We start from the raw sequence: 23,029 nt of genomic DNA on the forward strand, positions 1-23,029 counted from the left end.
TCTAGATGATCGTCATATCCATGCCGGTTTCCGGCCCCATCCAGATTTCGCTGAATGCCTTGCGCGCGACGGCGGCCTCGCGATCATGGCCCAGTGCTTTTTCCGTCTGCGCCAGCCCGTAAAGCGCCAGCGCATCGTTGGGCGCTTCGAACAGGGCTTGCCGGAACGCGCCGCGCGCATCGTCATGGCGCCCCGCCATGAAAAGCGCCGCGCCCAGCGACTGGCTGACCGGATAATACCAGAACGGCGGTTCGTTATAGGGGATCGCCTTTTCCAGCGCGACCGCGCGTTCGAAATGCGGGATCGCGCCCTTCGCATCGCCCAGCACCAGCCTCTGCCGCCCGCGCGCGACCTCTGCGGCAAGGTCCAGAATGGCACCGGCGGGAAACTCCATCGCTTCCAGATCGGCAATGCCCTGCGATGCGCGGGCCGCGTTCAGCGCGGCCAGTTCGCGGTCGAAACCGGCCCCGTCCTTCATGCGCGCCATCCCCACCGCGCGGGCATAATGGCGCAGCGCGTCCACAAAGGGCAGGGGGTGGGGGTCATCCGTCAGCGCCAGTACCGAAGCGGGCGATCCATATTGCGCCAGCGCGAAAAAGGGCGCGGCATAGATCGATTGCACCCATGGCAGGTCGCGGCCCGTTTCCTCGTCCACGATCTGGGACAGCCGTGCCGATTGGGTCAGCACCGTGTCGACATCGCCCATCATTTGCGCCGATGTCAGCAGGAAATGGACGTTATGCGGGTAATAGCCATAGCGAACCATGCCATCGTCACCGACCGACGCCAGATAGGCTTCGTCCGCGCGCACCGCATCGCGGTTCACGGCGGCGGAATCGGCATAGCGTCCGACGCGGTAATAGATATGCGACGGCATATGGACCAGATGGCCCAGCGTAGCCGGACCCGATGCCCGCAACCGGTCTGCCGCTGCCTCTGCACGTTCGGGTTCGGGCAGTTCGAGCAGATGGATATAAAGATGCGATGCCTGTGGATGGGCAGGGCTGCGCGTGCTGACCGTTTCGATCAGATCGACCGCATCGCCGATCAGCGGGCGGGGTTCGCCGCTGGGCAGGTCCCAATAGTTCCACGGCGCAGTGTTCATGGCCGATTCCGCCGCCAGCACGGCCAGATCGTCGCCGTCGGGATATTTACGCGCGAGTGCGATCATCGCGTTGGCATAGGCCTGGTCGAGCGGGGCGCGATCGGGTCCCGCATCGCTGCTGAACCGCAGGGCCTGCGCGGCGATCAGTTCCTGCGCCTGGGGCGGGGCATTCGCGGCCAGCCGCTGCGCCATGGCCATCGCCTCCAGCGCGGCGGCGTTTTCGGCCTCGCTCATCCCTGCATTGATGTTGGGACCGCTGGCCATGGCGACGCCCCACCAGCACATGGCGCATGATGGATCGATCGCCTGTGCATGGCGGAACGAGCGGATCGCGGCGCGATGGTTGAACCCATAGGCCAGCGCCAGACCCTGATCGAAATAGCGGCGCGCCAGCGGGTCGATATCGCCCAGCGGCAGATCGCTGGCGGGAATGGCATCATACAGCGCCATCCGGCTGGCGCCCATGCCCTGCGCCAGCGACAGCGCCTCGGCCGAAGCGAGGCGGGCCTTCAACGCTTTGGCCGCCCCTTCCTGTCCGCGGCACACCAGCCTGCCGGGCAACGTCGCCAGCATTTCCATGTCGGATATCACCGGCGCGTCGCCAGTCGAAGCGGGGCCCGCCATGGCGAGCGAACCGGTGAGCAAGGCGGTCAGGCCGAAAAGCCGCTGCATGCCATCCTCCTGCGTGCCGCGGTGTCATGCCGGACGAAATTATCCGTACCCCCGCGCGGATGGCATTACTTTAGCGCAGTGGCGCCTGTATTGCACCGGCTTCGGTGCATTTCATAAATAATCAAGCAAAACGCGCTGAATCGCGTAGGTTATTTTTCGGCTGTTCAGCCTTTGAAGCCCTTGGCGCGATAGATTTCCTGCCCGCGGCGGAACACGACCAGCTTTTGCAGGGTGACGGGGTGGAAAAATGCCTCGATCGCCTGACCCTGTTCGGTTCGGGCATAGACTTCATAGCAGTCGCCCTCGACCTGAACCTTCAGGATTTCCCAGCCTTCCAGCCATGCCTCTTTCTTCAGCTTGTTTTCGGGCTGCCACTTGTCCTTGGGGCCGCCGCCGCAGACGACATCGCCATCGGCCAGTGCGGGCGTTGCCATGCCAAGGCCAAGCGCGGCTGCGGCGGCAAGGGCGAGATACTGGCGGGTGCGTTTCATGCGGCGGACCTTTCCATCGGTGTCTTGTCCATCGGTGTCTTGCGGATACGCGCGATCAGGCGCAACAGCCACGCCGCGATAGGCGGGGCGAGGTGAATGAAGGCTGGCTGCCATGCCCAGTCGAGCAGCAGCCAGTGGACCAGCGCCAGTGCGAAGGCCGGATAGACGAACATCTGCACCTGCTTCCAGCGCCGTTTCAGCGCGCGCATCGCGGCATTGAAACTGATCGCGGCAGGCACAGACATCAGCGCCAGCGCCAGCCAGCCGGTCCAGATCGCGGGCAGCGTCAGCTCGTCCACAATGGCGGACAGCATGCGCATATCGATCACATAGATCACCAGATGGAGCAGGCCGTAAAGAAAAGCCGCCACACCCAGATTGCGCCGGATTGCCAGCCAAGCACGGAAAAAGCGGTTGAGGCCGAAGAATTCCGCCAATGGTCCGGGCAACATGGCGGCGACCATCAGCCGCACCGATAATTCGCCGCTGGGATGCAGCAGGTCCATGGCCAGCACCCGCCCGCTTTGCAAATCATATGCCATCAGCGCGGCAGGCAGCGCCAGCACGGCCCACAACAGCAATCGTTTGCCCCGCATCACGGTTTGGCCCAGCGGCGCAGCAGGTTGTGATAGACATGGATCAGCCGGTCGATATCGGGATCATCCTTGGCCTTGCCGACAGAGAGCGACTGGACCGACTGGTCGAGATCGAACAGCAATTCGCGCGCGGCAGTGTCTGCCACGGCGCTTTGAATCCAGGTGATTGCGCAAATGCGCTGCCCGCGCGTGACGGGCGTGACCTGATGCAGGCTTGAGCTGGGATAAAGCACCATGTCGCCTGCTGCCAGCTTTACCGCTTGCGCGCCGAATGCCTGTTCGATCAGCAATTCGCCGCCGTCGTAATCGTCGGGATCCGACAGGAACAGCGTGGCCGACAGATCGCTGCGCAGCGTAAGGTTTGCTTCGGGCAGGCGCATCAGCGCGGCGTCCGAATGGGTGCCGTAATGGCCGCCATCCTGATACAGGTTGAAAACCGGCGGCCAGATTACCTCTGCCAGAGAGGCCGAGACGAACAGGGGATGATGCCCCAGACGGCGCAGGATGTCCGCACCCAGTTCGCGTGCGGTTTCATCCTGCCGGCCCAGTTGCAAATTCTGTTTGACGGCGATCGATCGCGTGCCCGCCGAGGCGGCGCCGTCTGCCCACTCCGCATCGGACAGGCGGGCGCGGAATTGTCGGACTTCGTCGGCGGTCAGCAGGTTTTCGATCACGGTCAGCATAGGCTGTGCCTAACGCATTCAGGGCAAAAGCGGGAGGCGGAACGAACCGCCCCCCGCCAATTGCATCAGTAACGCAGGTTCAGCGTGCCCACGATCTGCCGCGCATCGCCCTTGTACAGGAACGCGCCGCTGCGATAGGCCGCCGTATAGTAATCCTCGTTAGTGAGGTTGTTGACGTTCAGGCGGAAATCCATGTTCCGGTTGAACTTGTACTCGGCAAACAGGTCGCCCACCGTATAGGCCGGAACCGGCTGGCTGTAATAGGTGCTGCCGTCTTCACGCGTGCCAAAGCCGGGTGCCGTATCGGGCTGGCCGGCATAGCGCTTGCTCTTGTGCTTGACTGCAAAGCCCAGTGCGAAATCGCCGATCTGGTACCGCGTCTGGAACTGCGCCTGGAAATCGGCAAAGTTCGACAGGGTCAGGCCGACGCTCTCCGGATTGCTGGCGGATTCGCGCACTTCGGCATCCATCAGTGTCACGCCGCCCTGCATCGACCATTCGGGCGTGATATTGCCTGCAAGGCCCAGCTCCACGCCGCGCACGCGGTTCTTGCCGGTGTTGCCGGTGCCGGTGGGTTCATAACCGCCGCCCGATGCCTCGAACACGTCGCTCTTGGTGATCTGGAACACCGCCGCGGTCAGCAGGAACTTGTCGTCGAAAAGGTTGAACTTGGTGCCAAGCTCAAGATTCACGGAGCGTTCCGGCTTGCCCATGCCGATCTGCCCGTCGAGCACGATACAGCCGCCATAGCCCGCATTGGTGCCAACGTCGGATTCGCCGCAGTTCACATCGGCGGCCGTCGCGGCAGAGGCATAGATCATGCCGTCTTCGAACAGCTGATAGGTCACGCCCAGATGGCCGTTCCAGAAATCGTCGCTGTAATCATAGCCGGATTCGACCAGATCGCTGCCCTGCAGGCCCAGATCGAAGCTGAAGTGATCGTAACGCACGCCGCCGAACAGAGTCAGCGCGGTGGTCAGGTCGATCGTGTCCATGACATAGGCCGAGATGGTTTCCATCTGCCAGTCCTGGTCCCAGCGGTCCTTGGTAATGTCGCGGCCCAGCAGGGTATTGATGCCGCTCACCACCTGCCCGTCGGGACCGATGCCGCACCAGCTGGGGCTGGTGCCGCCGCGACCCGACACGACGCAATTGGTCGCGCCATTGTTCTGTACGTCGTAAACGCCGTTCAGCACGCGCTGGTCGGTATATTCGATACCGATGATCAGATCGTTATGCCCGCCCAGCATCTCGCTTTCGATCAGCAGGTTGGCCTGATTGGCGAAATAATCGACTTCCTGCCAGCCCTGATGGGTCGAGAAGGAAATCGTATCGTATTCGCCATTGGGATCGGTCGCATCGGTGGTCGTGCCGCGCGCGCCGGTGACGACATAGCCATTGTCCGACATGCCGTAACGCATGCGGTTGCTGAGCGTCATATTATCCGCGATCCGCCAGTCCAGACGACCGGTGAACACATCGACATCGGATTTCTGGAAGTCCTGGCTCTGTGCATAGACCGGCGTTTTGACAGGCTTGCGATCGCCGGTGCTGGCATCGCCGCTGAGGTAGTCGCCAAGGTCGGCATTATCCTCGGCACGCAGGCCGTAATAGTCGAGCGTCAGGGCGAAATCCTGCGACGGGGAATAGGTGCCCGAGATGGCAAGGCCCAGACGTTCGCGGTCGGTGGGGCCGCGATCGGGGATTTCGGTATAGCCATAAAGCGCGTTGGCGCGCACCGCGATGGTGTCGCTGGCGACAATATTGGCGTCGAGCGTGGTGCGGACGTAGCGGTCGGTGCCGATGCCGGCACTTGCCTTGATGAAATCGTAATCGGTGGTCGCCTGCTTGGTGATCAGGTTCACCGCGCCGCCCGCCGTGCCGCGGCCCGCGAAGGTCGAATTGGGACCCTTGGAGATTTCGACCTGATCGACAGCAAAGCTTTCGCGCGTCGTCATGCCGGGATCGCGCAGGCCATCGACGAACACGTCGCTGCGCGCTTCCTGACCGCGGATGATATAGCGGTCGCCGAATGCATTGCCGTTCTCGCCCGTGGCGACGGTCACGCCCGGCTGCGCGTCAAGGATGCGGGCAAGGTCGGTATAGCCCGAATCCTCGATCTGCTTTTCGGTCAGCACCGAAATCGTCTGCGGCAGTTCGGCAATGGGGCGCGTCAGGCGGATATCGCCCGATGTGCGCGCCTTGTAGGGAGCGCCCGGTTCGGCATTGGGGTTCACATCGGCGGTCGCATCCTCGATCCGCAACGTGTCGAGCACGACTTCGTCATCCTCGGCGCTCTGGGCATAGGCGGGGCTGGCGATCATCGCGGCCGACAGGCCGACGACGGCGGCGCCATCGCGCCCCAGACGGCGCAGGCTGACGGGGCGCTTTACGCCCTTGTTCAGGTTCCTCATGTGAAAATTTCCTTTTTTTCAGGATGTTCTGAGCGAATATTCGATGGGCAGCGATATGGTGACGCTGTCCTTCGTCATGCTTCGGGGGAAACGGGGCAGGGGCGCGACGCGTTGCATCAGGTCGAGTGTCGCCTGATCGAGCAATTCGTGCCCGCTGGTCTTGCGGATCGAGACACCCGACACGCTGCCGTCGCGCGCGACGGTAAAGCGGACGGTGACGATGCCTTGCTGCATCGCCTTCTTCGCCTCGGTCGGATATTTTTTCTTGCGGTTCAGATGCGCGGACAGCAGCGAATAATAATCCGCCTCCGCAGCCTTGGCGCGCGGGTTGTCGCCGGGGGAATCGGGTGCGCCCTTGGCCACAGCCGCGGGGGCGGCGCGTTCGGCGGGGGCCGATGCTGCGACGGGCGCGGCGACGGTCTGGACAGGCTGTTTCACAGGGCGCGGCGGGACGGCCCGTGCAGGCGCGGCGGGCGGCGGCAGGTTAACGGCCTGTTCGGGCGCGGGCGCGCGGGTCGGCGGAATATTCACCGGTTGCGGCTGCGGTTGGGCCGGTTCCGCCTGCTGCGGTTCGCGCTCTGCCTGCGTGGCGGGGGCGGCTGCCGCCTCGGGCGCGGTTTCGATGCCTTCGGGCGGAAGCTCGACGATCATCACCGGTTCCGGCTCGGCACGATCGCTGTTCTGCGCGACCAGCCCCACGACCAGCGCGATCGCCGCGCCATGCGCAGCCAGCGCAACCGCGCCCGCCATCGCCCAATGACGCGTAGCATCGGGCATCGTGGCCATGGGGGCGGCTGCCGTGCTCATTGCGCCTGTGCCGTCTCCGCACCCACCAGTGCCACGCGCAGATAGCCTGCCGAACGCAAGGCGTTCATCGCCTGCATGATCGTGTCATAGGTGATGGACTTGTCCGCGCGCAGGAAGATGCGCTGTTCGGGATCGGACCCCGCCGCATCGGCAATCGCCGCGCCCAGATCCTGCGTGCTGACAATCCGGTCGTTCACCGTCATCTGGCCGTCCGCCTGTATCGACAGATACACCGGCTGGTCGGGCCGCGGGGCAGGGGCCGCGTTAGAGGTCGGCAGATCGACCTTGGTATCGACCGTCGCCAGCGGTGCGGCGACCATGAAGATGATCAGCAGCACCAGCATGACGTCGATGAACGGCGTCACGTTGATTTCGTGCGCGACCGCAAGGTCTTCGCTGTCAGAGGCAAGGCGCAGCGCCATTGCGATCAGCCCTGTGCCGCGCGCAGCGTGCCGCGGCTGAGATCGCGCGAGACAAGGCGCAGCAACGCGGCGGCGCTGTCGCTGACGATGGCGCGATGGGCTGCGATCTGGCGGGCGAAATGGTTATAGATGACGACGGCGGGAATAGCCGCGACCAGCCCCAGCGCGGTTGCCAGCAGCGCCTCGGCAATACCGGGGGCGACGACGGCCAGATTGGTCGTCTGCTTTTCGGCAATGCCGATAAAGGCGTTCATGATGCCCCAGACGGTCCCGAACAGGCCGACGAAGGGCGCGGTCGCGCCGATAGTGGCCAGAATGGTCACGCCCTGCGTCATCTTGCGCGCCAGCAATGCCTCACGCCGGTCAAAGCGCGAGATGATGCGTTCTTTCAGCCCCTCGCGGTCATCCAGTGCATCGGCGGATTGCGTCAGCTCCTCGCGCGTCAGCCGGACCAGCGGCGAGTTTTCGGCAGCGGCAGGCAGATCGGCAAGCGAGCGGGCGGAAGCGAACATATCGCGCAGCCCGTCGGCATCGCGGCCCGCCTTGCGCAATTCGACATGTTTGGCGAAGAACACGGTCCATGTGACGACCGAGGCGACGATCAACCCGATCATCACCAGCTTTACCACCCAGTCGGCCTGCGCGAACATCGAACCGACCGAAAGGTCGGTCGGCACTTCTGCCGCGGGATTGGCCCACGCCGGAGACGTCACACATAGCAGCCCCACGGCTGCCCCCCATGGGATCAGCTTACGCATTCTTGAAATTCCACCCTCTATTGCGAGTCATCCGCAACTTGGGAGCGTCCATTACACCGGCGCAGCGCTATTGCAACTGATTTTCATTGTTTGCGTGGCGGGGGAAGGCATAATCCCACAGGCAATTATCGGAACGCCTTCGACAATCGCGCGCGGCGCTTCTAGATTGGCGGGCATGGGCGATTCACCCGATATTTTTGGCGCTGAACCGGAAGGTGAAAGCGAAGCGCAACCGACGGCGGCGGAACTGGAAGCGGCGGGGCAGAACGCCCTGTTCGGCGCGCCAGCCGCTGCACCTGTCGAACCCTCGCCGGTCAGCCAGGCCGAAAGCCGGCCCGCCGCGCCTTCTACCGCGCCCGTCACCGCGCCTGCGCAGCCCTATCGCGTGCTGGCGCGTAAATATCGTCCGCAGACCTTCGGGCAGCTGATCGGTCAGGACGCGATGGTCCAGACGCTGGCCAATGCGATCAAGCGCGACCGGCTTGCCCACGCGTTCCTGATGACCGGTGTGCGCGGGGTGGGCAAGACATCGACCGCACGGCTGATCGCCAAGGCGCTGAACTGCATCGGCCCGGACGGCACCGGCGGCCCCACCATCGACCCTTGCGGCGTGTGCGAACCCTGCCGTGCCATTGCCGAGGGGCGCCATATCGACGTGATCGAGATGGACGCCGCAAGCCACACCGGCGTCGACGACGTGCGCGAGATTATCGAGGCGGTGCGCTATGCCGCCGTTTCCGCCCGCTATAAAATCTACATCATCGACGAGGTTCACATGCTGTCGCGCAATGCGTTCAACGCATTGCTCAAGACGCTGGAGGAACCGCCCGCCCATGTGAAATTCCTGTTCGCCACGACCGAGGTGGACAAGCTGCCCGTGACTGTCCTGTCGCGCTGTCAGCGGTTCGACCTGCGCCGCATTACCGCGCCCATGCTGAAGGACCATTTCGCATGGGTCTGCCGCGAGGAAAGCGTGGAGGCCGAGGACGAGGCGCTGGCCATGGTCGCAGGCGCGGCCGAAGGGTCGGTGCGTGACGGGCTTTCCATTCTGGATCAGGCCATCGCCCATGCCGATATGGCGACAGAGGGTGACGGGACGCTCGTCACCGCCGCCCAGGTGCGGGAAATGCTCGGCCTTGCCGACAAGGGCGTGCAGCGCCGCCTGCTGACCGCTCTGCTGGCGGGTGACGGGGCGGATATGCTGTCGGTCATCGACAACCAATATGCGCTGGGGGTCGAACCGCTGGCGCTGATGCGGGCGCAGATGGACCTGGTGCACCGGATCACCCTGTTCCAGCTGGGCAGCAGGGGCGGCAAGGGTTCAGAGCCTGACGCCCCTACGGCCGAGGAGCGCGAGGCCATCGCGCAATGGGCAGAGAAACTGCGCCCCGCGCAATTGCACCGCCTGTGGCAATTGCTGCTGAAGGGCCATGACGAGGTGCGGACCGCGCCCGATCCGCTGGTTGCGGTGCAAATGGCGCTGCTGCGCGTGATGCATGCCGCCGACATGCCCGATCCCGGCGAACTGGCGCGCAGGCTGGACGATATTGCCTCGCGCCCTGCCGCCGCGGCGCCGGCGGCCGACGGGCAGGGCGGGCCATCTGCCCAGGCTCCTGCTGCACGGCTGGATTGGGAAACGCTGGTCGAAAGCGTCGAAAACGCGGGCGCACTGCGCATCGGGCAGATCATGCGCGATTATGTGCGTGTGGTCGAACTTGCGCAGGGACGGCTGCGCTACCATCTCTCTCCCGAATATAAAGGCGATGCCGGACCCGACCTGCGCGACGGGCTGATGCAGGCCACGGGCGACCGCTGGCAGGTCGAACTGGCCGACGCGGGCGAGGATGGCACCCCTTCGCTGGGCGAAGCCGCCAAGGCACGGGCCGAGGCGGAGACGCGCGGCATTCACGAATCTCCGCTGGTAAAGGCTGCACTGGCTGCCTTTCCGAACGCGAAACTGCTCGAACACGGGCGCATGGACAATGGTGGCACGGCGGACGAAGCTCCGCGCTACCGGCAGGCATAAGGATCGAAGTGATGAAATCGATGGAAGAAATGTTCCAGGCCGCACAACAGGCCGCGCAGAACATCCAGAAGCAGATGAACGAGGCGCAGGCCACGCTCGACGCGATCGAGGTGGAAGGCGTTTCGGGCGGCGGGCTGGTCAAGATCCGCTGCACCGCCAAGGGCCGCATTCTGGGTGTTTCCATCGACGACAGCCTGATGGTGCCTTCGGACAAGCAGATGCTGGAAGATCTGATCGCGGCCGCTTTCAACGATGCCCGCAGCCGCGCCGACAGCCGCGCGAACGAGGAAATGCAGAAGGTGCAGCAGGGTTCGGGACTGCCCGCCGGTTTCGACCTGTCGAAGCTGGGTTTCTGATCGCGCGTCTTGCGACTGCTTCGACGGGACGGTTTCGTCCCGTTCGGATTAGTGCGGCGGGGAACTTGTCCCGTGCCGCATATGCCCCATATTCTGCGGGAAACGCCTGCCAAAGCGGCTTGCCAGTGCGCATTTCATGCGCGCAAATGGCATAAAAGGGTCGAAAACGGAGCCATCGGGCTCCCGCAGCGGCGGGCGCATGTATAAAAGGTGACAATCGGGCCGTTGTATGAACCCGGTCGTTATGTCGCCATCAGGCAAGCGGGGCTGCACTTCAGTCCGGCCGGCCGGTCAATCGGAAAGTGACAGATGAACAGCTACCCGCTTCTCCCCCTGCGCGATATCGTGGTGTTCCCCGGCATGGTCGTGCCGCTCTTCGTGGGACGCGAAAAATCGGTCGCCGCGCTGGAAGCCGCCATGGCGGGCGACAAGGATATCATGCTGGTCGCCCAGCTTGACCCCGGCTGCGACGATCCGACATCGGACGATCTTTACGACATCGGCGTGATCGCCAGCGTGCTGCAATTGCTGAAACTGCCCGACGGCACGGTCCGCGTGCTGGTCGAGGGGCAGGAGCGTGCCTCGGTCAAATCCATGGCGCTGCAGAACGACATGCTCGTCGCCAATGTCGAGCTGATGGATGAAATCACCGCCAGCGGGACCGAAGTGTCGGCCCTGATGCGGCAGGTGCTGGAACAGTTCAACGACTATGCCAAGCTGAACAAGAAGCTGTCCGCCGACGCGGGCGAGCAGCTGGGCGAGATCGACGATGCATCGCGGCTTGCCGATGCGGTCGCGGCCAATATCGCCGCCAAGGTTTCCGACAAGCAGGCGATGCTGACCGAGCGGGATCCGGTGAAGCGGCTGGAAATGTCGCTGTCCTTCATGGAGGGCGAACTGGGCGTGCTGCAGGTCGAACGCCGTATCCGTGGCCGCGTGAAGCGCCAGATGGAAAAGACGCAGCGGGAATATTACCTCAACGAACAGCTCAAGGCGATCCAGTCCGAACTGGGCGGCGACGGTGAAGACGGTGATGAACTTGCCGAACTGGCCGAGAAGATCGAAAAGGCCAAGCTGTCGAAAGAGGCGCGCTCAAAGGCGAATTCCGAGCTGAAGAAGCTGCGCTCGATGCAGCCGATGAGCGCGGAGGCAACCGTCATCCGCAATTACCTCGACGTGCTGCTCGGCCTGCCGTGGGGCAAGAAGAGCCGCGTCAAGAAAGACATCGCCAAGGCGCAGGATGTGCTCGACGCCGATCACTATGCGCTCGACAAGGTCAAGGACCGGATCATCGAATATCTGGCCGTGCAGGCGCGCACCAACAAGTTGAAGGGGCCTATCCTGTGCCTCGTCGGCCCTCCGGGTGTGGGCAAGACCTCGCTGGGCCGTTCGATCGCCAAGGCGACGGGACGCGAATTCGTACGCCAGTCGCTGGGCGGCGTTCGGGACGAGGCCGAGATCAGGGGGCACCGCCGCACCTATATCGGCTCATTGCCCGGCAAGATCGTGACCAATCTGAAAAAGGCCGGTGCGTCGAACCCGCTGTTCCTGCTGGACGAGATCGACAAGCTGGGTCAGGATTTCCGCGGCGATCCGGCGTCGGCGCTGCTGGAAGTGCTTGACCCTGAACAGAACGCGAAGTTTCAGGACCATTATCTGGAGATCGATTATGATCTCTCGGACGTGATGTTTGTCTGCACGGCGAACTCGCTGAACCTGCCGCAGCCGCTGCTCGACCGTATGGAGATCATCCGGCTGGAGGGTTATACCGAGGACGAGAAGGTCGAGATTGCCGAGCGTCACCTGATCGAAAAGCAGGTCGAGGCCCACGGACTCAAGAAGGGCGAGTTCGAATTGACCGAACCCGCGCTGCGCGACCTGATCCGTTTCTATACGCGCGAAGCCGGCGTCCGTACGCTGGAGCGCGAGATTGCCCGTCTGGCGCGTAAGAGCCTGCGCAAGATCCTTGAGGGCGAGGTCGAGAGCGTGGTGATCACGCCCGAAAACCTTGGCGACTTTGCCGGTGTGCGCAAGTTCCGCCACGGCGTTTCGGACGAAGAAAACCAGATCGGCGCCGTCACCGGCCTTGCATGGACCGAGGTGGGCGGCGAATTGCTGACCATCGAAAGCGTTACCGTCCCCGGCAAGGGCGCGGTGAAGACGACCGGCAAGCTGGGCGAGGTGATGAACGAGAGCGTGCAGGCCGCATTCTCCTTTGTGAAAGCGCGCGCCCCGCATTACGGCATCAAGCCGTCGATCTTCCGCCACAAGGATATCCATATCCACCTTCCCGAAGGCGCGGTGCCCAAGGACGGGCCCAGCGCGGGCATCGGCATGGTCACTTCCATCGTCTCGACGCTGACCGGCATTCCGGTGCGCGCCGATGTGGCGATGACGGGCGAGGTCACGCTGCGTGGCCGCGTGCTGGCCATTGGCGGGCTTAAGGAAAAGCTGCTGGCGGCCCTGCGCGGCGGGATCACCACCGTGCTGATCCCCGAGGAAAACAAGAAGGATCTGGTCGAAATTCCGGCCAATATCGTCGAGCGTCTGGAGATCGTTCCGGTCGAACATGTCGACGAAGTGCTGGCCCGCGCCCTGGCCGAACCGGTCATGCCGATCGAATGGAGCGAGGAAGACGATCTGGCCAGCCAGCCCAGCGGGCTTGCGGGCGGAGGGCTTTCGCCGACCGCACATTAATTTGGCTGGCGGGACAGGGATGGCGAATCGCCTTGCCCCGCCAGCGGTAAATTACGCTTTTCTGTCATATAAAAAGCCCGTCGGCCCGTGGTGCGTTGCAGCATTCTCGGCAAGGCTCTGCTGCGCCTGCTCAACTCGTCGTATCTAAGGCCGCATTCGTTCAAAAAATCGCGGATTTTCGCCAGTTGAGGCCAAGTTTTGGCTTTGACAGCGGTGTAAAAAATGCTCACTTGCCCGCCATCCGCGCTTTCGATTCCGGCCGAATGCGGAGGGATCGTTGTTACCCATAAAGACAAACCTGACTGAAGGGGGTTTACCTAAATGAACAAGAACGAGCTGATCAGCGAAGTCGCCGAAACCAGCGGACTGTCGCGCAGCGATGCCACCAAGGCCGTGGAAGGCGTTTTCGACGCCATCACTGCCTCGCTGGCAAAAGGGGATGAGGTTCGTCTGGTAGGCTTCGGCACCTTCTCGGTCGCCAAGCGCAAGGCATCCACCGGCCGCAACCCGCGTACCGGCGAGCCGATGACCATCAAGGCATCGACTCAGCCCAAGTTCAAGGCCGGCAAGGGCCTGAAGGACTCGGTGAACTGATCACCGCACGCTGCGCCGCCGCCTGAAAAGCGCGGCGGACACGGCAAGCAAAACCGCGCGGAAGGCCATGCCCTCCGCGCGGTTTTTCTATGGACACCGCGTAATTGATGTAGCCACCCTCCTAGATGGTACGAAGTCGCATGAACGCTTCAATGCAGGAGGGTGACCAATGTCGATCTATGCAGGGTTGGACGTAAGCGACAAGACCACACATGTATGTCTCGTAGATTCTGACGGGGAAGTTCTGCGATGTGATGTCGTGGCGAGTGATCCGGAGGTTCTGGCCAAATGGTTCGAGAAATATGGCCCTGATCTGGTTCGCGCCGTGCTCGAAACCGGTGCACTTGCCACATTCCTTTATCATGGCCTGACCGAGCGAGGTGTCCCCGTCGAGTGCATCTGTGCTCGACATGCTAAGGGTGTGTTGGCCGCGCGGGTCAATAAGAGCGACGTCCATGATGCTGAAGGGCTGGCGCATCTTGCGCGGACCGGATGGTTCAAGCGTGTCCATATGAAGGCATCGGCCACACACATTGACCGAGCTGCCCTCCGTATTCGCATGTAACTGATTACTGCACGGAATGCCATGGCGAACCAGTTGCGGGGGCTCATGAAACTTTTCGGCCTGCGGATGGGATCGGTGAATACGACCGGGAAGCACGCAGAACGTCTGCATGCGCTGTTCCAGCAGCGACCGGATCTCGAACCGTTGTTTGCCCCATTGATAACTTCAATCGAGGCTTTGGAGGAGCAATTGCGTGTATCTGGCCGACTGCTTGAAAGGCGTGCGGCGGCCGATCCCGTCTGCGTTCGACTTATGACAGTTCCAGGCGTAGGTCCGATTACAGCGCTCACCTATGCAGCCAGTATCCAAGACCCCCATCGCTTTGCGCGAAGTGAGGATGTTGGTGCTTATGCTGGTCTCGTTCCGCGCCGAAGCCAATCTGGAGAACGCGACACGCTGGGTAGTATATCCAAAGCCGGTGACGGGCTGCTGCGCCGTGCCCTCTATGAAGCTGCCAATGTGGTGCTATCTCGCGTGCAGCGCCCATTCGCGTTGCGGGAATGGGGCAAGCGTATCGAAGAGGCTAAAGGCACCAAACGTGCACGGACGGCGGTAGCCCGCAAGCTCGCTATCCTGCTCCATTCGCTTTGGCTGCACGAGACAGAGTTCCGCTGGGCCTGAGCCTGGCGTATCTCTTCCCGGACAGCCATGCCCGGATGATCTCGACCGGATCGTCGAGGTTCTAACCTCGTGTCGGACACAGAGACATCCAACCCAGACCGCCCGGCCGCGATCATGAAGGCTTGGACAACAGGCTGGCAAAGCCGTCCAATGACCTCGAAGACAACCCTTGGCCAACGGGAAGAAGGAAGTCCGATGATCAAATCAATTAGACAACACTCCGGATAAATCGAACGCGTACAGGCGCGCGTTACAGCCTGATCAGCGCGGTGGGCGCGACCTTGCTGGTCGTGTCGACGGTCCAGTGCAGCACTTTCAGTGTCCCTTCGGTCACGGGGCCTTCGTCGGTGTTGTTGGTCAGGATGTCGCCATCGGTGCGGATGGTGAACTGGCCGTCGGGCAGGACGATTTCGGTATCGTCACCGCCATTGTTCTTTGCTGCGCCCATAGCCATCATCATCGACATGCTCTGGCCCATGCCCGACTGGTCGCCGCCGAAGCCGGGGGCCACTACGCGCACGCTGCCATCGGCGCGCGGGGTGACCGACACGAATTGAGTCATCCCCGGCATGTCTTCCAGCACCGGAAACAGGAAACTGTGCGTCAGCATGCCATCGGTGCGGAACTTCACATCATAGACGCCATTGCCGCGATGCGAGACTTCGTCCCAGCCGCGCATCTTTTTCAGCGACAAGACCAGCTTTTCGGCCATTTCGGGATCGCTGGGATCCATGCCGGCGAACATCTTGGCGAATTGCTCCTTGTCGCGCGCGTCTTCGGCCTGTTCGTCTTCCCAGTCTGCCTGCTGCTCCTGAATTTCCTCGCCGGTGCAGTCGCGCAGCTCCATATCCTCGTCATAGCAGGCGGGCTCGAACGGTTCCGGCTCGTCCATCGCGGCCATCTGGCTCAGCCCCATGGTGGTGATCTCACCCTCATAGCTAAAGCTGAAATGACCGCCCTTGGTCAGCACCAGTTGCGAATCGAACTTGCCGGGCGTGAACAGGCACCCCGTCAACGCCATCGCGCCCGCACCGGCCAGCAGAATGCGCGACGCGCACGCCAGTCTGTTCAGAAACATGTGATCCCCCCTTCGGGCCGAATCGCCCGGCCCGTCCCATTGCAGCCTGTTTAGAACGAACGCATTGCGCAGGCGTAAAGCGAAATCGCCGCCGCGTTCGACACGTTCAGGCTCTCTACCGTAGAGCTGATCGGCAGGCGCGCGATCTGGTCGCAGTGCTGGCCGATATTGTGGCGCAATCCGTCGCCCTCGGCGCCCAGCACCAGCGCGACGGGTCCGGCTGGCAAAGCCTCGGCCAGGGTTACCTCGCCGTCGCCGTCAAGGCCGATGCGCCAGTATCCCGCCTCGGCCAGCTCGTCCAGGGCGCGGGCAAGGTTGACGACACGCACCCACGGCAGGGTTTCCAGCGCGCCCGATGCGGATTTGGCCAGAACGCCCGATTCGGGCGGGGCGTGCCGGTCCTGCGTGACGATGCACGCCGCGCCGAACGCCGCGGCAGAGCGCATGATAGCGCCCACATTATGCGGATCGGTCACCTGGTCCAGCATGACCACGGGGGCGGCCGGATCGCCTTCCAGAATGTCCTTCAGGAACAGATCGGGCAGGGGGTCGCATTCGATCACGATATTCTGATGCGGCGCATCGCGTGCGACCAGACGGGCAAGGTCGGTGTTCTGGGCGAATTCGACGCGAACGTCCGGGGCAGGCTCGATCCCTTCGGCGCGCAATTCGTCCATCATTTCATGGGTGGCCCAGATGCGGTTGATGCTACGATGGGGGTTTTCCATCGCGGCAAGCACGGCGTGGCGGCCCCACAGGCGCACCGCGCGCTTGGTCCCGCGCCCGCTTCCGCGTCCGCCCTGCATGCGCCCCGCGCGTCCGCGCAATGCTTTCTTTTCGCCCTTGTTGGCCACTGGTACCTCGTTTCTGGAATGGCCGGTGCGGCCATGAATCTGCTTTATCAACGCGCTGTTGCCAGTCCCCCCATTGACAGGCAAGCGCAGCTTCGCCAAAGGGGCGCCTCTCGGCCGATTGGCTCCGGTTACGGAGCATTTCGCCAGGGGTCTTTTCGGACCCTTCATGCACCGGTGTGGACAGGTGGCCGAGTGGTTAAAGGCAGCAGACTGTAAATCTGCCCGCGCAAGCGTACGCTGGTTCGAATCCAGCCCTGTCCACCACCGCCCTTTCTCAGAACATCCCCGAAAAGCCCTAGAAATCGCAGAAAACCAAGGGTATTATCGCCCTTACCGTCCGCATTTGTCCGCTGCAATTTGCGTGCAGTCGGAACCAAGTGTGGGGGTAATGTGGGGGTAAAGTGGCTTACCCCCACACTTTGGTTTCGCAACTCGGTCCCGAAAATTGTGGGGGTAGAGCAATGGGCAAACTCACGGCAGTAGCGGTCAAGGCAGCTTTGGCGAATCCGGGCACCTATCAGGACGGTGACGGATTATTCCTGAAAGTGGACAAACGCGGGGGTGCGTACTGGAATTTGCGACTCCAACAGGATGGCAAGCGACGGGATATCGGTGTGGGCAGCGCCAAGCTGGTGACGCTGGCCGAGGCGCGCGCGAAAGCAGCCGAACTCCGCAAGGCGGTAAAGGTCGAAAAGCGGGATGTGCTGACGGAGCGCAAGGACGAGGAAGCGGCCAAGGTAACCTTCCGCGAAGCCACCACCCAATATCACTCCGAGAACGAGGCAGGCTGGAAAAGCGATGTCTATGGTCGCCAGTGGCTGGCCAGCCTCGAAAACTATGCCTTCCCAAAGCTGGGCGACATGACGACAGGCGGAATCACCGCTGCCGACATTATCGGGGTGCTCACCCCCATCTGGCAGGAAATTCCCGAAACGGCCCGCCAGGTTCGCAACCGGATTTGCGCGGTGCTTGATTACTCCCATGCAAAGGGCTGGCGCTCCACGGAGGCTCCATCGGGCAATAGCAGCCTGAAAGCTGGGCGAGGGCTGCCGCGACAGATCAAGAAACCGTCAAACCGCAAGGCGATGCCATACGTCGCCGTCCCATCATTCCTGACCGCGCTGCGTCGCAAACCATCCTATTCGCGTTTGGCGCTGGACCTACTCATTTTGACTGGCGTTCGTTCGCAGGAAGTGCGGCTCGCGAAATGGGACGAATTCGATCTGGACCAGCGCCTTTGGACAATCCCAGCCGAACACATGAAGCGCAGCAGGGCGCACATGGTGCCGCTTTCAGAGGCGTCCCTGGCGGTCCTCATGAAGGCAGAAGCGATGCAGATGGAGGGCGCCGAAGTGGTCTTCCCCGGCATGACCGGCAAGGCAATGTCCAACATGACGCTGCTCAAGGTCATGCGCGACATGCAGGAGCCTTTCCACGTTCATGGTTTCCGCTCCAGCTTTACCGACTGGGCCGCGAACGAAGGCTTTCCCAATGCGGTTGTCGAAGCGGCATTGGCGCACAAGACGCCCGATGCCGTGCAGGCCGCATATCGCCGCACGACCTATCTCGGCACGCCGGAGAATCCCGGCGCACGGGTGAAGCTAATGGAGGCTTGGGGAAGCTATTGCAATGGCGTGGCAGCTCTCGAAGAACTCCAGTGAGATTGGGGGTGAATGTTGACAGGGGCGCAACCGGCAAGAAGGATGTTGTCATCGCCTCCGCCTAACACCGAGATTATGCTGCTGGCCGGTTGTCCGCGATCCAGCGCATCCAGTCGAACTTCATGCTGTAAAGCATCACCATCATGAACTGGTCAGGCTCATCCTCCGTCTCTGATGCCTCAATGATCTCGTCTCGGTAGCGGAGCAGCTGCTCGGCAAAGAGAAGTTCGTCCGCCTCGGCGGGGAAAAACTTCCAAACGAGATACTCCGCGATGGCCACACGGCCGCTGGAAGGCTCGGTCTTGTTGAATGGAACTCCCTCCGTCAACAATTCCTGCTCGGCGTGTCGGGAGCTTGTACCGTTTGGCGCCAAAATCGACTTTACTGCCGACAGCACGCCATTTTGGTGAGCGAAGCTATCGTCCTTTCCATGATCTTTTGCGATCTGAAAATTTCGGTCGTAGTTTTCGAGTGCCCCTTCTCGTACTTCATTGGCCAGCTCGACGCGCTGCTCCTTTGGCAATACCTCAGCGCGCGTTCTCGCATCGCCGACTTGCCTACGAACGTCCGCAGGATGGCCGGATGTCGCTGATTTCGAACGCATGAGGAAAAACAACACCACAATCGCAATGCCGATCCACACTATCCAAGTCATAAACGCTCCCATCAGTTCGGGTCGGACCTAGCAGGAAAAACAAGATTATCAGAGCACATTAGGTGCCTTGTCGAGTTCTCGCTTCCCAAAAGGCAAAAGTATCGAACGGCGGCATTAGGAGCCTTAGGCTGAGCGGCGGGACGATGCTTAGGCAATGGTAATGTGGACCTCTCATGGTGATATCCTTATTGAACAATTGATTGGCTTTTCCGCTTCTCTCGCGCGCTCATTGCAGCGCTCCAAGGCTTCCCGGTTAACGCTTACAATGTGCTGCGTCGCTGCTAGTTCTTCCCAAGCTTGGGGATTTTGCGACCGGATCAACCGGATGCCCGCCTCCACGATGGTTGGCTCGCCAACGGCCTTGCGAGCAATCCGTTCGGGCCAATGCCAGGTTTCAGGCATGGCGCGCGCGATGGTGCCGGGCAGGATCGACCATAGCAACATACCGGCAGCCAACCCCATTCCTGCGAAGCGCCATGTTTGGCGCTTCTGTTCGTCCTCAGTGCGGACACGCCCCACCATCGCACTGATTTGCGTGGCGGCGCTGTCGAAGTTCCTGCGGCCCTGTCGGAAAAGGTCGCTCGTATCGCGCTGCATGTCATTTGAGGCACGCTTGATCTGAACCGCGATGTCTTCCGGCGTCAGCTCGATGGCGGGCTTGTTGCCGATTGCGGTCAGCGTCTTGGAGACCTGTGCCAGATGATCGGCCATCTGGCTGAGCGTTGCAGTGTAGTCCGGGATCACGATGTCGGCGCGCTCCCTGGCCATGTTCTGGACCGTATGGCGTACCATTGCCATTTCACCTTCGAGGCGGGCAAAGGCTTCCGTTGCCGGATCGGTTTCTGCAACCGTCGGCGGCGCTGGCTGCGGCGCGGGCGGTTCCTCGACATCGAGGTCCAGTTGCACTTCTTCGATTTGGTCGTCTTCCATTTCGTTTCTCCTAGATGCCCATGTCGAAAGCGCGGGTGCGCTCGCGGGCGAGGGTTGCGGTGAGTTCGTTTGCGATGCTGCGTTCGGGCTTCGGATCGATGCCGAGTTCGCGGGCCTTGCCGCGCAGCAGGCCGTCAACCTGCGGATCGCGGTGAAGTCCCTTCGCCAATTCGGTCAGCTTGGCCGACACGCGCGCTGCACCTGCCTGGTCGCCCTGCTGCTCAAGTTGTTTGCGCGCAGCGGTCAGACCCTGCCAGTCGCTGATAAAGCGCTCGGTTCGCAGCGCCGGATCGGTGCGCACGGCGGCTTCGTTCTGCATGGCGCGCATGGTTTCCTGAGTCCGCCCGCCAGCGGCCTCTGCGATCAGCTCAGGACGGCGATCAAGCGCCTTGGCGAGATCGGTGGCGGCATAGGGCCGGATGGCTTCTAGCGCCTTTCCTGCCTTCTCCAGCGCGTCCTTCTGGTGCGGCAGGACGGGCAAGCCCTGGGCCTGCATCGTGCCGATATCACCGAGCGCACGGGCGTAGCGTTCGACCGCGCGGCGCTGATCGTTTTGCGTGTTTCCCTGCACTGGCAGCGGCTCAAGCTGGCGGGCCTGTGGACGGAAGTTTCCGAAGATGGACTTGGCCTTCTCCGGCACCTGCCGAACCATCGCCGCGATCCGCTCGCGGAAGCTGATGCCGCGCAGCTCGGCGAAGGCCTGTTCGGGCTTGTAGTCGCCCGCCATGTCCTTCCCACGCTCGCGGCTCAGCGTACGGACAAGTTTTGACTGATCGGCGTAGTCATCGCGGCCATAATGCAGCGCCAACCCGTCGCGATGGCGCGACATGGCGACATAGGCGGAATGGCTGTCCATGCCCGGCGTGGCGAGCACATGGGAGCGGTCCACCGTGATGCCCTGCGCCTTGTGGATCGTGGCCGCGTAGCCGTGATCGATATGGGCGTAGTCCTTGGTGTCGAACGCGACTTCCCGCCCATCGTCCGTGCGCACGGACATGCTCAGAGCGCTGGCCATTTCGACTGTCCCCAGCGTCCCGTTCTTCACCCCAAGCCCGCGCTCGTTGCGCAGGAAGATGATGCGGTCGCCCGATGCAAACTGCCGTTCGCCGCGTGCAGCCCTGATCGTGGCATCCGTCCCCAGTGCGCCAGCCGCGCGCATCTTCTCGCGCGCCATCTGGTTCAGCTCGCGCACCTCGTCATTGGTGTGGGTGAGGATGATCCGGCTGTCGCCGGGGCTGGCTTGCCGATCCTGATCCCAACGCTCGATCAGCTCTGTCCGCGCGACCTCGCGGGTGTCGGCGGCATGGACCATGCCGCGTTCTTCATAGGTGCGAATCGCTTCGCCGGTTCGGCCCGTGGCGAGGTGCCTGGTCGCGTCCTGCTGCCATGCGGAAAGCTGGCGGCGGACTTCGCTGATTTCGACGCCGCCGTGGCGCTCGTGGATGGCGCGGAAGGCCGCGCCTGCTTCGATTGCCTGAAGCTGTTGCTGGTCACCGACCAAGACCACCTTCGCACCGGCCTTGGCGGCATGCGAGAGGACGCGCTCCATCTGGCGCGTGCCGACCATGCCCGCTTCGTCGATGACGAGCACATCTTTGGCCGTGAGTTGATCGCGGGCTTTACCCCACTGATGCTCAAGGCTGGCGATGGTGCGCGATGCGATGCCGGAGCCGTTCTCCAACCCCTCGGCAGCAATGCCGGAAAGCGCTGCGCCGCGCACATTGTAGTCTGCACTTACCCATGCTTCGCGCGCCACGCCCAGCATCGCGCTCTTGCCGGTTCCGGCGTAGCCAACAACGACTGCAAGTCCCTTGCTGTTGGTCACATGCTCGAAGGCAGATTTCTGCTCGCCTGACAGCACCAGACCGCGCTTAGCAGCGCTGGCGAATGCAGCACTTCGTTGCACATCATCGACGCCATGCCCGGTGCGCGCGGCCATCGTGTCGGCGGCGCGATGGAGCCGCTGTTCGGTCTCGATCATTGCCCGCGAAGTGAAGCGATCCTGCCCGCGTCCGTCCTTGCCCAGCGCAATCACGTCGGGCGAACTGCGCACCGCATAGTAGGCGGCGTCGAACTGCTCCTTGCCGTCGCTGTGTCGGTGAACGAAGGCAGCAAGGTCGCGCTTGGTGAACGTCGCTTGCTGGTGCGTGATGGCATCCAGGGCCAGCGCCGGATTGGCGATGATCCGCTCGCCGTTGCGCTGGGCAATGGCGCGGTGTTCCTCGATCCGCTTGGCTTCGAGGCCGCGCCCGCCAATGCGCGTGGCGGCGGGGCCGATCTTGTCCTGCGGTTCCAGCGCAATTCCTTGGGCTTCGAGGCTGCGGTGATCGATCCGCGCATCGATGTCGCGTGTCGCAAGCGCGCGGTTCACATGATCGGCCCAGCGTTCGCGCCATTGCTCGATCAGCGCGGTCTTGTTCCAGTCGCGGACCTTTGCGCCGAAGCCGTCTTTCGTGACCTCGCGCATCGTCAGCATGACATGTGCGTGCGGCTTGGCCCTGCCGTCCTCGCCAATATCCCAATGCACATTGAGATCGGCGATCATGCCTTTCTCGACGAACTCGGCTTTGACGAATTCGCGCGCCAGCTTGATGTTGTCTTTCTTCGTCAGCTCGCGGGGCAGGGCGAACTCGACCTCGCGGGCAAGCTGGGCATCCTTGCGCTTTTCGGCCGCCTCGACCGCGTTCCACAAGGTTGCTCGGTCGGCGAAGGCTTCCGGAGCGCCTTTCGGCAGCATCACTTCGGTGTGAAGGACGCCCGCCTTGTTGGTGAAATCATGGGTTCTGTCGATGCGCTCATCGTGCAGCCGCTCTCCCGCACGATAGGCCGCCGCCGCAACGGCACTGCGTCCGCTCGACCTTCCGATGACCTTTGCGCTGAAGTGAAAGATTGCCATGTCGGCAATCCAGTTACACCGCAAACGCCACGTCGGCACGACGTATAAGCGCGCCCTCTCATGATAAAATCCTGATCGGGACTAGGCGGTATCACACTGTCCCGGCGACCTTACTGCATTGGGAAAGCTCAGAGATTATCAACACTCC

At 62.6% G+C, this 23,029-nt stretch carries 21 protein-coding genes and 1 tRNA gene; 8 read left to right on the top strand and 14 right to left on the bottom strand.

Features of this window, described 5'->3' with window-relative positions; translation table 11 throughout:
• Position 1: 1 nt before the first annotated feature.
• The 8 genes from LOZ74_RS06400 to exbB all read right to left on the bottom strand — a co-directional run bounded on the left by LOZ74_RS06400 (position 2) and on the right by exbB (position 7,948).
• Complete coding sequence (locus tag LOZ74_RS06400) at positions 2-1,777, bottom strand: hypothetical protein (RefSeq protein WP_230293345.1); 1,776 nt, start codon at positions 1,775-1,777, stop codon at positions 2-4.
• A 164-nt stretch (positions 1,778-1,941) separates the two neighbouring features.
• Positions 1,942-2,268, bottom strand: coding sequence for a PepSY domain-containing protein (locus LOZ74_RS06405; protein ID WP_230293346.1), 327 nt, complete (start codon positions 2,266-2,268; stop codon positions 1,942-1,944).
• The gene (locus LOZ74_RS06410) at positions 2,265-2,864 is read right to left on the bottom strand and encodes a ferric reductase-like transmembrane domain-containing protein (protein ID WP_230293347.1); all 600 of its coding nucleotides are present in this window, start codon (positions 2,862-2,864) and stop codon (positions 2,265-2,267) included. The genes LOZ74_RS06405 and LOZ74_RS06410 overlap by 4 nt, the downstream gene beginning before the upstream one ends.
• Positions 2,864-3,547, bottom strand: a complete 684-nt coding sequence (locus tag LOZ74_RS06415) for a Fe2+-dependent dioxygenase (RefSeq protein ID WP_230293348.1) — start codon at positions 3,545-3,547, stop codon at positions 2,864-2,866. Before LOZ74_RS06415 ends, LOZ74_RS06410 begins: the two co-directional genes overlap by 1 nt.
• A gap of 65 nt (positions 3,548-3,612) precedes the next feature.
• Complete coding sequence (locus tag LOZ74_RS06420; protein ID WP_230293349.1) at positions 3,613-5,961, bottom strand: TonB-dependent siderophore receptor; 2,349 nt, start codon at positions 5,959-5,961, stop codon at positions 3,613-3,615.
• An 18-nt stretch (positions 5,962-5,979) separates the two neighbouring features.
• On the bottom strand, positions 5,980-6,768 hold the full coding sequence (locus LOZ74_RS06425; RefSeq protein WP_230293350.1) for an energy transducer TonB: 789 nt from the start codon (positions 6,766-6,768) through the stop codon (positions 5,980-5,982).
• Complete coding sequence (exbD, locus tag LOZ74_RS06430) at positions 6,765-7,190, bottom strand: TonB system transport protein ExbD (protein WP_230293351.1); 426 nt, start codon at positions 7,188-7,190, stop codon at positions 6,765-6,767. The genes LOZ74_RS06425 and exbD overlap by 4 nt, the downstream gene beginning before the upstream one ends.
• A gap of 5 nt (positions 7,191-7,195) precedes the next feature.
• Entirely contained in the window at positions 7,196-7,948 is a 753-nt protein-coding gene (gene exbB, locus LOZ74_RS06435; RefSeq protein WP_230293352.1) for a tonB-system energizer ExbB, read from the bottom strand.
• A 175-nt stretch (positions 7,949-8,123) separates the two neighbouring features.
• Here exbB and LOZ74_RS06440 point away from each other — a divergent pair, with 175 nt between their 5' ends.
• The 3 genes from LOZ74_RS06440 (at position 8,124) to lon (ending at position 13,027) form a co-directional block, all read left to right on the top strand.
• On the top strand, positions 8,124-9,974 hold the full coding sequence (locus LOZ74_RS06440) for a DNA polymerase III subunit gamma/tau (RefSeq protein ID WP_230293353.1): 1,851 nt from the start codon (positions 8,124-8,126) through the stop codon (positions 9,972-9,974).
• A gap of 11 nt (positions 9,975-9,985) precedes the next feature.
• Positions 9,986-10,330: a YbaB/EbfC family nucleoid-associated protein gene (locus tag LOZ74_RS06445; RefSeq protein WP_230281442.1), complete on the top strand. Its 345-nt coding sequence runs from the start codon at positions 9,986-9,988 to the stop codon at positions 10,328-10,330.
• A 309-nt stretch (positions 10,331-10,639) separates the two neighbouring features.
• Complete coding sequence (lon, locus tag LOZ74_RS06450; protein WP_230293354.1) at positions 10,640-13,027, top strand: endopeptidase La; 2,388 nt, start codon at positions 10,640-10,642, stop codon at positions 13,025-13,027.
• Here the strand turns inward: lon and LOZ74_RS06455 are convergent.
• Positions 13,024-13,257: a hypothetical protein gene (locus LOZ74_RS06455; protein ID WP_230293355.1), complete on the bottom strand. Its 234-nt coding sequence runs from the start codon at positions 13,255-13,257 to the stop codon at positions 13,024-13,026. The two genes, lon and LOZ74_RS06455, sit on opposite strands and share 4 nt — an antisense overlap.
• Before the next feature lie 91 nt (positions 13,258-13,348).
• Between LOZ74_RS06455 and LOZ74_RS06460 the strand changes: the two genes are divergently transcribed.
• From LOZ74_RS06460 to LOZ74_RS06470, 3 genes are all read left to right on the top strand, one after another.
• Positions 13,349-13,621, top strand: coding sequence for an HU family DNA-binding protein (locus LOZ74_RS06460; RefSeq protein WP_230281440.1), 273 nt, complete (start codon positions 13,349-13,351; stop codon positions 13,619-13,621).
• A gap of 169 nt (positions 13,622-13,790) precedes the next feature.
• Entirely contained in the window at positions 13,791-14,186 is a 396-nt protein-coding gene (locus tag LOZ74_RS06465) for a transposase (protein ID WP_230293356.1), read from the top strand.
• 45 nt (positions 14,187-14,231) lie between these two features.
• Complete coding sequence (locus LOZ74_RS06470) at positions 14,232-14,807, top strand: IS110 family transposase (protein ID WP_230293357.1); 576 nt, start codon at positions 14,232-14,234, stop codon at positions 14,805-14,807.
• Between the two features lie 250 nt (positions 14,808-15,057).
• On the opposite strand, the gene LOZ74_RS06475 is transcribed toward LOZ74_RS06470, so the two are convergent.
• Together LOZ74_RS06475 and rlmB are read right to left on the bottom strand one after the other, a co-directional pair.
• Positions 15,058-15,885, bottom strand: coding sequence for a hypothetical protein (locus tag LOZ74_RS06475; RefSeq protein ID WP_230293358.1), 828 nt, complete (start codon positions 15,883-15,885; stop codon positions 15,058-15,060).
• Between the two features lie 50 nt (positions 15,886-15,935).
• Entirely contained in the window at positions 15,936-16,739 is an 804-nt protein-coding gene (gene rlmB, locus LOZ74_RS06480) for a 23S rRNA (guanosine(2251)-2'-O)-methyltransferase RlmB (protein ID WP_230293359.1), read from the bottom strand.
• 178 nt (positions 16,740-16,917) lie between these two features.
• Here rlmB and LOZ74_RS06485 point away from each other — a divergent pair.
• Positions 16,918-17,003: transfer RNA gene (locus tag LOZ74_RS06485), tRNA-Tyr, on the top strand.
• A gap of 197 nt (positions 17,004-17,200) precedes the next feature.
• Positions 17,201-18,400, top strand: coding sequence for a site-specific integrase (locus LOZ74_RS06490; RefSeq protein WP_230293360.1), 1,200 nt, complete (start codon positions 17,201-17,203; stop codon positions 18,398-18,400).
• A 73-nt stretch (positions 18,401-18,473) separates the two neighbouring features.
• Here the strand turns inward: LOZ74_RS06490 and LOZ74_RS06495 are convergent, their stop codons facing one another.
• From LOZ74_RS06495 to traA, 3 genes are all read right to left on the bottom strand, one after another.
• The gene (locus LOZ74_RS06495; RefSeq protein ID WP_230293361.1) at positions 18,474-19,055 is read right to left on the bottom strand and encodes a hypothetical protein; all 582 of its coding nucleotides are present in this window, start codon (positions 19,053-19,055) and stop codon (positions 18,474-18,476) included.
• Positions 19,056-19,226: 171 nt separating this feature from the next.
• On the bottom strand, positions 19,227-19,985 hold the full coding sequence (locus LOZ74_RS06500; protein ID WP_230293362.1) for a DUF6118 family protein: 759 nt from the start codon (positions 19,983-19,985) through the stop codon (positions 19,227-19,229).
• A gap of 10 nt (positions 19,986-19,995) precedes the next feature.
• A complete protein-coding gene (traA, locus tag LOZ74_RS06505; RefSeq protein WP_230293363.1) occupies positions 19,996-22,881 on the bottom strand; it encodes a Ti-type conjugative transfer relaxase TraA in 2,886 nt (961 codons plus the stop codon).
• Positions 22,882-23,029: the final 148 nt, after the last annotated feature.

Source organism: Croceicoccus sp. Ery5 (genome assembly GCF_020985325.1).
Taxonomy (GTDB): Bacteria; Pseudomonadota; Alphaproteobacteria; order Sphingomonadales; family Sphingomonadaceae; genus Croceicoccus.